Genomic DNA, 13,694 nt, shown 5'->3' on the forward strand with positions numbered 1-13,694 from the left:
TCAGTGACCGGAGGCGGCGGGACCCGCTTTGGCAGTGAACGGTGGTTTTGCCAGCCAGACGACCGCGATCAAAGCGATGAAGATGATACCCAAAACATAAAACACTTCGTCAAACGAAATATTGAAAGCCTGCTGGTTGACCATCTGTTCCAGCTGAGCCCGGGCCCGCTGCGGGTCATGGGCGGCTCCCATCTGCGCCATGGCCTGTTGCGCGATCGGATTGTAAGGCGTAAGGGTTTCAGTCAGTTGCGAATGATGGACAATCGCCCGGTGCTGCCAGAGAAAAGTGACGATCGATGCGGCAAAGCTGCCGCCGAGGGTGCGCAAAAAGGTCGCAAGCCCGGATCCTGCGGCAATTTCACGCGGCTGCAGATCCGAAAGCACGATGGTGAGCACCGGCATGAAGAAGAACGCCACTCCCAGTCCCTGCAGCAAGGTCACCCAGACCACGTGGTTGAAGTCGACATCGCCATAGAAGTTGGCACGCATGAAACAGGTGCCGCCCATCACCAGAAAGGCGAAGGACGCCAGCCAGCGCAGGTCGAAGCGTGTCGCATATCGGCCCACGAAGACGGTCAGCAGCACCGGCAGGACGCCGATCGGTGCCGTCGCCAGACCGGCCCAGGTCGCGGTATAGCCCAGGTTGCGCTGCAGCCATTGCGGAATCAGCAGGGCAATGCCGAAAAAGGCGGCATAACCCAGCACCATGCTCAAGGTACCGGTCGTGAAATTGCGATGCCGGAACAGGCGCAGATTGACGATGGGATCCTTGTCGGTCAGCTCCCAGATCAGGAACACCGCCAGTGAAATGGCCGAGGTGACGCTCATCGCGATGATGAACTGGGAATTGAACCAGTCATCATCATTGCCTTTGTCCAGCACCACCTGCAGCGCGCCGACGCCGATGATCAGGGTGATCAGGCCGACATAGTCCATTTTAGGCCGCTCGGTATGCTCGGGCCGGCCAGCCAGCTGGGTCGCCACCACCGAAACCGCGAACATGCCCAGCGGCACATTGATGAAGAAGATCCAGGGCCAAGTGTAATTGTCGGTGATCCAGCCGCCCATCACCGGGCCGGCGATCGGTGCAACCACGGTCACCATCGCCAGCAGGGCAAGTGCCATGCCGCGTTTGGCCGGTGGGTAGATCGAGATCAGCAGCGCCTGGGTGATCGGATACATCGGTCCGGCCACCGCGCCCTGGATGGCGCGGAACAGGATCAGCATGTTCATGCTCTGAGCCAAGCCGCACAGCAGCGAGGCCAAGGCAAACAGCAGGGTCGACCAGATAAACAGCTTGGTCTCGCCGAAACGGCGGGTCAGGAATCCCGTCAGCGGCAGAGCGATCGCGTTGCTGACCGCGAAAGAAGTGATGACCCAGGTGCTCTGCTCCGAGCTGACGCCCAGGTTGCCGGCAATCGTGGGCAGCGACACATTCGCGATGGTGGTGTCCAGCACCTGCATAAAGGTCGCCAGCGACAGACCCACGGTGGCCAGACCGAGATTCGGCGGGCGGAACGTGTTACTCATGACATAGACCTGTCAAAGAATCATTGGAAAGAGCCGGCGCCGCGAGACCCGCGGCGCCGAGGCCACCGGATGCCTCAGTGCCCGACCTGCCCTGCCATATTGGCGTGGATGATGTCCTGGATCAGCTGGTCGGCATGGGCCAGCTGCTGCTGATAGACCTTAGTCGCGAATACCGGAGCGCTCGGTGCCTCGGTCGGGAGCAGGGCACCACCCTGCTGGTGCAGATTGACCTCCGCGTCCATCGACAGGCCGATCCGCAGCGGATAACGATCCAGCTCCCTCGGATCGTCGAAATACACGCGCACCGGAATGCGCTGCACGATCTTGATCCAGTTGCCGGTCGCGTTCTGCGCCGGCAGCAGAGAGAAAGCGCTGCCGGTGCCGATGCCGAGGCTTTCGACATGGCCGTGATAACGGACTGCGCTGCCATAGATATCCGAACGCAGCTCTACCGGCTGCCCCAGCCGCATATGGTTCAGCTGGGTTTCCTTGAAATTGGCATTGACCCAGACCTGGTGCAAGGGCACCACGGCCATCAGCGCAGCACCCGGCTGTACCCGCTGCCCCAGCTGCACGCTGCGCTGGGCGACATAGCCGGTGACCGGCGCGACGATGGTATCGCGCACATCGGCCAGATAGGCACTGCGCAGACGGGCGGCTGCGGCCTGCACGTCGGGCTGCGAAGCCACCACCGTGTCGTCGATCAGAACCTGGCTGGTCTGCAGCTGCTGCTGGCTGTTGCTGAGGGCGGCCTGGACGGCGGCCAGTTCATCGCGGGCGTGGGCCAGCTCCTCGCGCGAAATCGCGCCGCTCTCCGCCAGTTCCCGGCGCCGCTTGAAATCGGCTTGCGCACGACCCAGCGCGACCTTCTGGGCGGCGACCATGGCCTTGGCACCATTGACGGTACTGTAGTAGCCGCGCACCTTGCGCACGGTACCGGCCAGCTCGGCCTTGGCCTGGGCCAGCGCGATGTCGGCATCGCTGGGGTCCAGTTTGACCAGCATGTCACCGGCATGGACCAGATCGCCATTGTCGGCGCCGATGCTGACCACGGTGCCGGTCGTCTGCGGCGTGATCTGTACCAGATTGCCATCGACGTAGGCATCGTCCGTGCTTTCGGACCAGCGACCGACCAGGAAATACCAGACGGTGCAGGCGATCGCGACCAGTACCACGACCAGCAGCAGGATTCGCAGCATCGCACCGCGCCGATTCTTCGGGGCCGGAGCGGCGGCGGCCGTATCAGGAGTTTGAGCGGACATGGAACAGCCTCAACGCGAATGATGGGATGAATGAGCGGCCAGCGCCTGAGCGGACGGCTGGAAACCACCCCCCAGGGCCTGCACCAGCTGCACGGACAGATCCAGCTGACGGGCATGCAGGTCGGCGAGCTTCTGGTCGGCCACCAGCAATTGCTGGCGCACCACCAGCGCTTCCAGATAGCTGCCGACACCGGCGTGATAGCGTTGCTCGGCCAGAGACCAGGCCGCCTGGGCGGCATCGCGGGCGCGCTGCTGGGCATGCAGCTGGGCGCTCAGCGACTGCACATCGGTCAACTGACGGGCAATATCATTGACGGCACCGATCAGTATCTTGTCGTACTGGGCCACCGCCTGATCGTAGCCGGCATCGGCACCGGCCAGGGTCGCCCGGCGACGGCCGCCGTCAAAAATCGGCAAGCTGAGTGCCGGACCGCCACCGTAAAAGGCCGCCGGAAATTCAAAAGGATTGGCACTGCCCACCGCCAAGGCACCGGCCAGAGCGCTGATGCTGATATTGGGCAGAAACTGGGTCTTGTCGGACTTGATGGTGTGCCCGGCCGCTTCCACCCGCCAGCGGGCAGCAACCAGATCGGCACGGTGGCCGATCAGATCGGCGGGAACCACAGTGGGCAGCCCCGGTATCGCCAGCGGCAGGGCCGGCGGCCGGCTCAGGCTCAAGCCTCGATCCGGCCCCTTGCCCAGCAGGATCGCCAGCTGGATGCGGGCATCGTCAATCGCCTCGCGAGCAGCCAGACATTGCTGGTCGGCACTGGCCACCTCGGCATCGGACTGCTTCAGCTGACTCTGGTTGTCGATGCCGGCGGCGACGCGCTGGCGGGTCAGCCGGCGGGCATCTTCACTGCGCTGATGCTCGGCATTGGCGACATCCAGCTGGGTCCAGGCATAGCTGAGCTGGATATAGGACCGGGCCACGCTGGCCGAAAGTTCCACACGAGCCGCCTGGACGTCCACTTCTGCCGCATGGGCCTGGTCCACGGCCGCGACCCAGGCTTCACGCTTGCCGCCCCACAGGTCCAGATCCCACTGGAAATTCAGGGCGCCATACTTGGCGCTCTTGAAACTGCCCGCCGCAGGGATCACGGCCGGCGGCGGTCGCCCGCCACCGATGCCCGCCCCGAGGTCCAGACTGGGCAGGCGAGCGGCACGGCTGGTATCAGCCTGCGCCTGCGCCGCCCGCAGGCGAGCCTCGGCCAGACTGATATCCGGGTTGCCCGCGAGGGCCTCCTGCTCCAGCTGATCCAGCTGGGGGTCGCCCAGAGACTGCCACCAGTCCCCGGTCGGCCAGGCCGCCGGACTGAAATCAAAGCGCGCGGTGGTCTGCGCCAGTGCCAGACCGCGTGGATCCACCGGTGTCAGTTGCGGATGCAGGCCGCGGCTGGTCGTACAGCCAGCCAGCATCGACAATAAAGCCAGACTTGCGCCCAGGGCGCAGGAAGAGCGTCGCATGATTGAACCCCTGGTATTGCGTCAGGAAACGCCGGAACGCAGTGTTTCCAGCACCCGCCGCAGGTAATCGTTGAGCTTGTCGATCTCGTCCGGCTGCAGCGCCTGCTGCGCCGTGGCCAGCACGCGATCGGCATGGAGCATGGACTTCCGGTTCATTTCAAGACCGGCCGGCGTGACTTCGATCCGCAGCGCCCGACGATCCTGTTCATGCCGGACCCTGCGCAGCAGACCTTTCTTTTCCAGCTGGTCGAGCTGGCGGGTCATGGCCCCTGCATCCAGATCGATGGCCTGGGCCAGTTCACCGGCCGTGACCGGCCCCAGCACGACCAGCTTTTTCAACAGCAGAAAACTGGTGAAGCGTATATCGATGGCATGGGCATGAAATTCGCGATCCAGTGCCCGAATCAGCTCGCAGCGCACATGAGAGATCAAGGCGCCAAAACTGTCGGGTATTTTTTCGGGCTTGCTGACACTGGACATGGATGGCGAGTTTACGCCGCATCATTTAGTTGTCAAGGCAAATATATGCATCATCAAATATTCACCATGGAACTATTGACCTGATCAAACAAAAGGCCGCCACGGTCTGACCGTGGCGGCCCTGGATCACCTCATACCCGTCCGGCGACGGGCTTGGACTCGACTCAGTTGGAAGCGGCAGCGGCCCGCGGCTGCAGCCAGGTCTGGAACAGCTCGTCAATGCGTCGGTATTCATCGAACCAGGAATCGGGATGAACGAAACCATGCCGTTCCATCGGATACAGCGAAATCCAGAAGTTGCGCTTGTGCAGCTCGATCAGGCGCTGGTACAGCCGGATCGAATCACTGGCCAATACGTTGTTGTCGATCAGTCCGTGCTCGATCAGCAAAGGGTCGCGCAGCTGATCGGCATACTGGATCGGCGAACTGATCGCATAGGCGGTCGGATCGATCTGCGGGTCATTGAGAATGTTCGAGGTGTATTCGTGGTTGTAGTCATTCCAGTCCGCCACCGGCCGCAGTGCCGCCCCGGCGGCAAACTCGCCAGGCGCCCGCAGCAGGGCCATCTCGGTCAGGAAACCGCCATAACTGCCACCGTACAGTCCGATGCGGTGCGGATCCACGTGCTGATGCTTGACCAGCCAGGCCTTGCCATCCAGCAGATCCTCCAGTTCAGGATGCCCCATCTGGCGGTAGATCGCGGTACGCCAGCCGCGGCCGTAGCCGGCCGAGGCCCGGTAATCCAGATCCAGCACCACGAACCCCTGTTGCACCAGCAGATTGTCGAACATCTGTTCCCGGAAATAAGGGGAATAACCCTCGGTCACCTCCTGCAGATAGCCGGCACCATGGATGAAAATCACGGCCGGACGAGGCTTGCCGTCGCCGGAACCGGCCGGCCCGAAGAACTTGGCATAGATGGTGCCGGCACCATGCGAGGATGGGATGCCGACGATGCGCGGCTGGATCCATGTCCGTTGCCGGAAGGCCGGCTTGACCGTGTCGGTCAGCTCGTGCGGCGCGCCGCCGGCCGCCGGAACCACCGCCAGCTGCGACGGCACGTACGGGGCGGAGTGCAGCACCGCCAGCGACTGATCATCCGGTGACAGCACAAAGCCGTCCGTACCGCCATAGCGGGTCAGCCTCTGCAGCTCGCCCCCTTGAGTCGATACGCGATAGACATCGTAGCTGTAGGGCGCCACCTGATTGCTCATCACATAGAACCAGCGACCGTCATGCGACAGCTGCGGCTGGCTTACTTCGAAGCGGCCGCGAGTCAGCGCCTGCACCGCCCCCTGCAACGGCTTGCGATACAGCTGGGAATAGCCGTCCTGTTCGCTGAGAAACCACAGGCTGCGACCATCGGCAAGCCAGCCGAAATCATTGAAGGACCAGTTGATCCAGGCCTTGTCGGTCAGCCGATGCTGGGCCACCAGCCGATGTCCGCCCAGATCCACGCTGGCGATCCAGCGGTCCTTGTTGTCGATGGCCCGCAACTCGATCGCCAGCTCAGCCCCGTCACGGCTCCACTGCATGCCGCCGCCGTCGATATCGCCGCCGCCGCTGGAGACGATCACCGGGCGCACGGCCGGGGCCTTCAGTGCCTCGGCCCCGGCCGTGTCGCCCTTGGCCAGCAAGGCCGCCCGGGTCCGGGCCCGGATGGCAGCCAAAGGATCATCCTTGATCCCCGGCAGCCCGGCGGTATCCAACGGCCAGACCTTGTGGCCGGCCAGATCCAGCAGGATCAGCGACTGCGGCGCAGGATCGGTCCGCCCGACATAGGTCCGTGCAGCCTCGGTCTCGGCATATCCCGAATCGGTGACGTAATGGGTGACGATGGGAGCTTTGCCCTCGGCATGATCTTTGGCTTGTACCGCCAGCGCCAGCCAGCGGCCATCGGGCGACAAGGCGCTGTCGACCAGTTCGATCTTGTCGCCCAGCCAGAACGGGACCGGCTCACCGCCGGGCGCGGCCGCGGCCAGTGCCGCGTCGGCATCCCGCAGAGCCTGATGATCGGCATGGATCTGGCGCAGGGTGCTGAACAGCTGTTGCTGCTGCTGTTCCAGCTGGCCGCGGGCCGGTGCTGCCGGGTCATCGGCAAACTTCAGCACGGCCAGCACCCGGGTACTGCCGTCACGCAGTGAATGACTCAGCCAGTGATCACCTTGCAGGTATTGCAGGGCCTGCCCGTCCGCCGAGAACTGCGGCCGCTCGGCCGGTGTCGGCGGCACGCTGATCTGCTGCGCCGGCCCCTGGCCGAGGGTCTGCAGATACAACACACCGTGGCTGACCCAAGCCGCCCGCCGATGGTCATGGTCGAAGACCGGCTGATCGCCGATCCGGGCCACCTCGGCCAGAGGCAGCCGGGCCGGTCGACCATCCGCCGGATTGACCCCGTACCAGTCACGGACAGGACTGCCGTCGCGCTTGAGCGCGTAATGCAGCTGCTTCGAATCCAGACTCCAGCCCGCTTGTTCGACGGGCTGGCCGATCCAGTCGGGGTCGGCCATGATGGTTTCCAGGTCCAGAGGCTGGGCCGCCTGCAGGGCGGGTGTTGCGATAGCCAGCGCAACCAGCGCGGCCAGGGAAAAACGGCGCATAAGCGGCTCCCGGGAGAAAGTCCCCGAGCTTCCGCCACCGAGCCGGCCACAACAAGCCCCAGAGGTCATGCCACCACCCCGGCTCGCGCTACCATGGCAGCCCCTGCCGCTATTGCGAGTCCGTCATGAATCTGTCCACGATCGAACAGGAAACCGGCCCGGCCCCCCGCTTCAGCATCATCTGGCTGCACGGGCTGGGGGCCGACGGCAATGACTTCGCCCCCATCGTGCCGGAACTGGTGGATCCGTCCTGGCCGGCGATCCGCTTCGTGTTCCCGAATGCTCCGGTGCGGCCGATCACCATCAACGGCGGCACTCCGATGCGGGCCTGGTTCGATATTCTCAGCTTCGATCGCGACCAGACTCCCGACGAGGCCGGCATCCGTGAATCGATCAACAGCCTGGAAGCTCTGATCACACGCGAAAACCAGCGTGGCATCCCCAGTGAGCGCATTCTGTTGGCCGGTTTCTCCCAAGGCGGCGTGATCGTACTGGAAGGCGGCCTGCGCCATCCGCAACGACTGGCCGGCATCGTGGCCTTGTCGACCTGGCTGCCGGGGATCGGCGATCCGGGTCGCGAAGCCCTCGCCGCCAATCGCCAGACCCCCGTGTTCTGGGGCCATGGCAGCGCCGACCCGATCGTACAGCCCGCCTGGGGCCGGCAATCCAGGGACCGGCTGCATGCCCTGGGTCTGCCCGTAAGCTGGCATGAATATCCGATCGGCCATCACGTATGCAGCGCGGAAATCGCGGATCTGCAAGCCTGGCTGGGCCAGCGGCTGACGAATTGAAGCGGGTCCGGCCCGGACCGGCCATGCAGGCCGCGACGCGTTGCGCGACAATACCGCCGCCACGGCAAGCACGATCCAGGCCGACCCGGCTCGCTCCCTGTCATCCCTGAAGGACATTATGACTATTCCCAAGCTGCTACGCATCGCCACCCGCAAGAGCCTGCTCGCCTTGTGGCAGGCCGAGCACGTTGCCGCGCTGCTGCGCGAGCGCTATCCGCAGACCCAGGTGGAACTGGTACCGCTGTCGACCCGCGGCGACGAGATCCTGGACCGTTCGCTGGCGGCCATCGGCGGCAAGGGACTGTTTCTGAAGGAGCTGGAAGTGGCGATGCTGGAAGGCCGTGCCGACCTGGCCGTGCATTCGCTCAAGGACATGCCGGTCGAACTCGACCCCGGCTTCGCCCTGGCCGCCGTGCTGCCTCGCGCCGATGCCGCCGATGCCTTTGTCAGCTTCCACCATGCCAGCCTGCAGGCCCTGCCGCAGGGAGCACGCGTCGGCACTTCCTCGCTGCGCCGGCAGGCTTTGCTGCGTTCGCTGCGTCCGGATCTGCAGATCAATGATCTGCGCGGCAATGTCATCACCCGCCTGGCCAAGCTGGAAGAAGGCCAGTATGACGCCATCATCCTGGCCTGTGCCGGGCTGGAACGGCTTGAGCTGGGCCAGCATATCCGCCAGCGCCTGCATGCCCCGGACTGGTTGCCGGCCCCCGGCCAGGCCGCGATCGGCATCGAGGCCCTCAGTGCCGCCGACGATGTCCTGGCCGGCCTGGCCGCGCTCGACGATGCGCCCACCCGCCGTCAGGTCACCGCCGAGCGGGCCATGAACCAGGCCCTGGGCGGCAGTTGCAGCGTGCCGGTCGGTGCCTGGTGCGAGCAGATCGATGCCGACTGGCTGGTGCTCAGTGGCCTGGTCGGCGACATTGCCGGCGGCCAGCTGATCCAGGCCAGCCAGCACGGCGAGGCCGCCCAGCCCGAGGTTCTTGGCCGGGCGGTGGCGGAGCAGCTGCTGGCACAGGGCGCAGCGGCCTTCCTGAGCTGATCCTTGCCCTGCAGCGGGACATCCACCGGCATTCCGAATTACACTCGGGCGCACACGGCCGAATGGCCGGCCATCGTCACGGGAGATCTCCGGTCATGCACGAACTGGTGTTGCTGCGCCACGCCGAAGCTGAAATCGACAGTCTCGGCGTGGGTGATATCAGCCGGCCCCTGAGCGAGCGTGGTCGTCTGGCGGCGCAGGCCGCCGGGCGCTGGCTGGCCGGGCACCGTATCGCGCCGATGCGCGTGCTGTGTTCGCCGGCCACCCGCACCCGCGAAACCCTGGCCTTGGTCCAGCCTCATCTGGCCGCCGCCGAGGTCATCATCGCTCCGGAGATCTACGAGGCCACGCCTGGCGAGCTGCTGGCCCTGCTGGACAATCATCTGACTGCCGCCACCGTGCTGCTGGTCGGTCACAACCCGGGTCTGGAGCGGCTGATGGCCTTGCTGCTGGAAGGCCGCTCCGACGAATTCCGCGGCATGCCGACCGCGGGCATCGCGGTCCTGCATCTGGATCAGGCGCTGGAACCGGCCAGCGCCCAGCTGAACGCCTTCTGGTCACCTTGACACCGGCCGGACCGGGCGCGGGCCCGTACTTGTCCCGCACCGCCGTACCGGTCCCCGCTTCGGTGCGGGCCTTCCGGCGAGGGCCGGGCCTGTGGCTGCTCCTGCTGCTGGTGTTGCTGCTACAGGGTTGCGCCCTGAGCCCTGCCAAAGTGGAACAGGCCCGCCGGCAACTGTTGCCGTATCCGGCCACCACTCCGCCATGCTTGCAGGCCGACCACTGCGCCAGCCCTTCACCACTGCTGTCGCTGGCTCGCCAGGCCGCACTGCGTTCGACAGCCGAGGCTCCGGTCAATGCGGTGACCCTGCTCGATCACGGTGACGAAGCCCTGGCGGCTCGCCTCAACCTGATCCGCGGCGCGCATGCCAGCATCGATGTCCAGACCTTTATCTGGAGCGAGGACGATGTCGGCAAGCTGATGCTGGATGCCCTGATCCAGGCCGCCCGGCGAGGCGTCCAGGTCAGGATTCTGGCCGACCAGATGTTTTCCTTCAATGATCCGCAGCTGCTGGACCGCCTGGCCCGCACCGATCCACATCTGCAGATCCGGCTGTACAACCCCACCTTCCACAAGGCCCGCACCAGTCCGCTGGAATTCGCGGCCGCCATCGGTTGCTGCTTCGTGCGCTTCAACCAGCGCATGCACAACAAGGTGATGATCGTCGACCGGGTCGCAGGCATTACCGGCGGGCGCAATTACGAGGACCGCTATTTCGACCTGGATCCGGCCTTCGATTACGTGGATCGCGACGTCCTGGTCGGCGGCCCGGCGGCACAGGCGATGAGCGACAGCTTCGAGCAGTTCTGGCAGCACCCCCGCTCGGTGCCAAGCATCGCCCTGCGGGATGTCAATGCGCTGATCAGGCATGATCAGGCGCCCTTCCCGAGCTGGCAGCCCCCGGTCTACCGACAGCCGCAGGCCATCGCCCGGATCCGCCTGGAGTCCGCGGATCCGGCCTGGCTCCGGACGCGGCTGATCGCGCCCAGCCTGCTGACCGGCAAGGTCAGCTTTCTCAGCGACCTGCCGGCCAAGACCGGCCATCCCGGCAAGCGCCATGCGCTGGCCTTTACCCGGCGGATCATGCAGATGATCGGCCAGGCCCACTACGAAGTGATCATGCAGACGCCATACCTGGTGGTAAGCCGGCGCTCACGCAAAGTGTTCACTCATCTGCATGCCCAGGATGATCCCCCGCGGGTGGTGATCTCGACCAATTCACTGGCCTCTACCGACGCGTTCGCGGTGTATGCCGCCTCCTACAAGCATCGCTATCGCTATCTGGAAAAATACGGCTTCGAGATCTATGAAATGAAGCCGCAGCATCCTGTATCCGGACCGGATTCGATGGCCCGCGATCTGGGACTGCTGACTGCACCGCCCTTGGCAGGGACGTCCAGACGTTCGAAGCCGCGTACCGGATCCGAACATGCCGGCCTGCTCGGTCTGTATCGCCATCATCTCGAAGTGCCCCTGCGTAGCCATCCGGACAGCGCCGAAGCCCAGCGCTTCGGCCTGCATGCCAAATCGCTGGTCATCGACGACCATCTGGTCATGATCGGCTCGCACAATCTGGATCCGCGTTCGGATCATTACAATACCGAAGCCGGTGTGATCATCGACGATCCGCGGCTTGCCGATGCGGTCCGCGGCTCGATCCTGGCCGAAACACGACCGGACAATGCCTGGGTACTGGCCCCGCGGCAATGGCCGACACCTGTGCTGGGAGCGCTCAACCGCAGGCTGACCATCACCTCGGAAAGCCTGCCGGTCATGGATGTCTGGCCATACCGCTATGCCACGGATTACCAGCTCAAGCCCGGCTGCGGGCCGTTGCGACCCGACTCGCCGCATTTCCATGACTGCTATGTTCCGGTGGGTGATTTTCCCGATGTCGCCTTTTCGGCCAAGCTGATCCTGACCCGGCTGATCACCGCCCTGGCCGCCGAACTGAACGGGGTGCTGTAGGCCGCCTGCGGGCCCGCGCCGTTGCCTCGCTCAATGCCGGCCCGCCTCGAAACGCAAGGCCAGCAGACCGGTCGCCTCGTCCGGTGGCGGCGAGGCGAAGCGCCAATTGCCGACCCGCTGCAAGGCATAGCGATCCAGCACCGTGTCACCACTGCTCTGCTGCAGCCACAGGCCCGCCACCCCGCCGTCAGGATCCAGCCGGATCCCCAGGACCACCCGGCCATAGTGATGCAGGCGCATCCTGGCCAGCCGCATGCTTTCGGCCGGCATCTGCAATGGCGACAGGTAACGGGCCGGCATCCCGGCTTCCGCCGGCGATGATGCCGTTTCCTGTCTGGCCGGCAGGCGTGCAGGTGCCGGCCAATGCGTGACTGTCCTCGCGACCGGATGCGGCCCGGACCGTGTCCTGCGGTCATGCCGCCTCGTCTCTGCCACCTGAGGCGGCGCGGATTCGAACAGCGGACGCCGACCGCCGACCGCTTCCATCTGTTGGGCCAGACTGGGGCCTTGCGCCGTCATCGGCGACAACCAGGCCGTGCCTGCCACCATCACCGCCAGCAGCAGGATGCTGAACGTCCAGCTGCGCGCCAGCTGCCGCCGGATCCATCGTGGCCGCACCGGCCTCCGTTTGTCCGACCGGCGCCCTGGCCGGCTTGCCTTCCCCATCCTGATTCCGCTCCTGGCTGCCGCCTGTCAGATCCGCAGCGGCCTCGTCGTTGCGGCCACGCCCCATGGAATGTACCGCAGCCGACCGGATCCGCCCAAGCCCGATGGGTCGCGCTGACCGATGAGCCGCGAAAGTGCCGTTCCAGGCATGCCCCACGCAGCGGCCTGATATCATCAGCGCTTCGTTCCGGTTCGGATGTGACCATGGCTCCCCAGCTGATTGCCCTGCCCGTCGTGCTTGCCGTTGAACTGCCTGCCGGTGGATGTTCCTGGCCGGCGACCCTGCCCCGTGACGAAGCCGCCGAGCTTGGCAGCCTGATCGCCGGGGATCTGCGCCAGTGGCTGCCCGGTCTGGAACAGGCCCGGCTGGCGATCTGCGGGGCCTGGTTCGACAGCATCGAACTGCTGCGGCCCGGGTTTCCGATATGGGCCAGCCTGGACGAGCTGGCTCGCCGCGTACCACGCGGCCACCTCGAGAACATCGTCGCCTTCGGCACCCATGAAGGCCGCATGCCGGCACCGGCCCTGCAGCCCGATCCGGCCTGCGCCGGAGGCCCGATGCGACTGCTGCCCATCACCATCCTGGCCGAAGAAACCCTGGCCACCACCCTGGCCAGTGACCTGGAACGCGAGCTGATGAACCGCGGCGAAGCCAGCGCGACCACGGCCGACTGGCTCAACCGCCGGCTGGACGCACCCTTGCAGCATGCCCGCTACATGAGTCGCAACGATCTGCTGGCGCTGACCTGCGTGCAATACGAGAACGTCAATCTCGGCGCCTTGTGGTCTCTGGTCGAAGCCGCGCTGCTGACGCCTTATCGCCCCGAGCAGGTGCTCAGCGCCCGCGGCCTGCCACTGCGCTATGTGGATGGCCGCGTCGAGGCCGAGGCGCCCGGGCGCTGGCTGGCCCGTCAGAGCGGCGAGCCGGCCGAACGCCGCCATGCGATGGCAGGACTGATCTTCGAATTGCGCCAGTATGCGGCGCTGCTGGCCGCCCACGGTCTGCCACTGCGGTTGCAGTCAGGCGAAGCGGGCGAGGGCTGGCTGCATGAGCCGCTGGCAGAAGCCCGCCCGGATCTGGACACGCCGGTGCTCTACGGTCACCAGGCTCCGGGACTGGGCATGGCGGTACTGACCGTGGCCCAGACCTCCGGCGGTCAGGCCCATGTGCTGGCCCATGGCTATCCGCTGAGGTCGCAGGCCTTGCTGCCACTGGCCGCGGCCCTCGCCGAACGCTATGGCTGCACCCCTGAATTGCAGCCGCTGGATGGTCTGCTGCTGGATGGCGAAGGACGACTGTCGGCGCCGGCTGCCGCCCTGCACTGACAC

At 65.5% G+C, this 13,694-nt stretch carries 11 protein-coding genes; 5 read left to right on the forward strand and 6 right to left on the reverse strand.

Annotation, left to right across the window (positions count from 1 at the left end):
* The 5 genes from FRAAU_RS16025 to FRAAU_RS16045 form a co-directional block, all read right to left on the reverse strand.
* Entirely contained in the window at nt 1–1,530 is a 1,530-nt protein-coding gene (locus FRAAU_RS16025; RefSeq protein WP_014404570.1) for a DHA2 family efflux MFS transporter permease subunit, read from the reverse strand.
* A gap of 74 nt (nt 1,531–1,604) precedes the next feature.
* The gene (locus tag FRAAU_RS16030) at nt 1,605–2,792 is read right to left on the reverse strand and encodes an HlyD/EmrA/EmrK family protein (RefSeq protein ID WP_014404571.1); all 1,188 of its coding nucleotides are present in this window, start codon (nt 2,790–2,792) and stop codon (nt 1,605–1,607) included.
* Between the two features lie 9 nt (nt 2,793–2,801).
* Nucleotides 2,802–4,259, reverse strand: a complete 1,458-nt coding sequence (locus FRAAU_RS16035) for an efflux transporter outer membrane subunit (protein WP_014404572.1) — start codon at nt 4,257–4,259, stop codon at nt 2,802–2,804.
* 21 nt (nt 4,260–4,280) lie between these two features.
* Nucleotides 4,281–4,739, reverse strand: coding sequence for a MarR family winged helix-turn-helix transcriptional regulator (locus FRAAU_RS16040; protein WP_014404573.1), 459 nt, complete (start codon nt 4,737–4,739; stop codon nt 4,281–4,283).
* A gap of 164 nt (nt 4,740–4,903) precedes the next feature.
* A complete protein-coding gene (locus tag FRAAU_RS16045) occupies nt 4,904–7,339 on the reverse strand; it encodes a S9 family peptidase (RefSeq protein ID WP_014404574.1) in 2,436 nt (811 codons plus the stop codon).
* 125 nt (nt 7,340–7,464) lie between these two features.
* Between FRAAU_RS16045 and FRAAU_RS16050 the strand changes: the two genes are divergently transcribed.
* The 4 genes from FRAAU_RS16050 (at nt 7,465) to FRAAU_RS16065 (ending at nt 11,699) form a co-directional block, all read left to right on the forward strand.
* Entirely contained in the window at nt 7,465–8,130 is a 666-nt protein-coding gene (locus tag FRAAU_RS16050) for an alpha/beta hydrolase (protein WP_014404575.1), read from the forward strand.
* Nucleotides 8,131–8,248: 118 nt separating this feature from the next.
* Nucleotides 8,249–9,169 (forward strand): hydroxymethylbilane synthase, encoded by a 921-nt coding sequence (gene hemC / locus FRAAU_RS16055; RefSeq protein ID WP_041271274.1) that lies wholly within the window; start codon nt 8,249–8,251, stop codon nt 9,167–9,169.
* Between the two features lie 95 nt (nt 9,170–9,264).
* A complete protein-coding gene (locus FRAAU_RS16060) occupies nt 9,265–9,735 on the forward strand; it encodes a SixA phosphatase family protein (protein WP_014404577.1) in 471 nt (156 codons plus the stop codon).
* Between the two features lie 29 nt (nt 9,736–9,764).
* A complete protein-coding gene (locus tag FRAAU_RS16065; protein ID WP_342633038.1) occupies nt 9,765–11,699 on the forward strand; it encodes a phospholipase D-like domain-containing protein in 1,935 nt (644 codons plus the stop codon).
* Nucleotides 11,700–11,729: 30 nt separating this feature from the next.
* Here the strand turns inward: FRAAU_RS16065 and FRAAU_RS16705 are convergent, their stop codons facing one another.
* On the reverse strand, nt 11,730–12,317 hold the full coding sequence (locus tag FRAAU_RS16705) for an energy transducer TonB family protein (RefSeq protein WP_052317944.1): 588 nt from the start codon (nt 12,315–12,317) through the stop codon (nt 11,730–11,732).
* Nucleotides 12,318–12,569: 252 nt separating this feature from the next.
* Between FRAAU_RS16705 and FRAAU_RS16080 the strand changes: the two genes are divergently transcribed.
* Entirely contained in the window at nt 12,570–13,691 is a 1,122-nt protein-coding gene (locus FRAAU_RS16080) for a hypothetical protein (RefSeq protein ID WP_014404580.1), read from the forward strand.
* Nucleotides 13,692–13,694: the final 3 nt, after the last annotated feature.

The sequence above is a fragment of the Frateuria aurantia DSM 6220 genome, assembly GCF_000242255.2.
Lineage (GTDB): Bacteria > Pseudomonadota > Gammaproteobacteria > Xanthomonadales > Rhodanobacteraceae > Frateuria > Frateuria aurantia.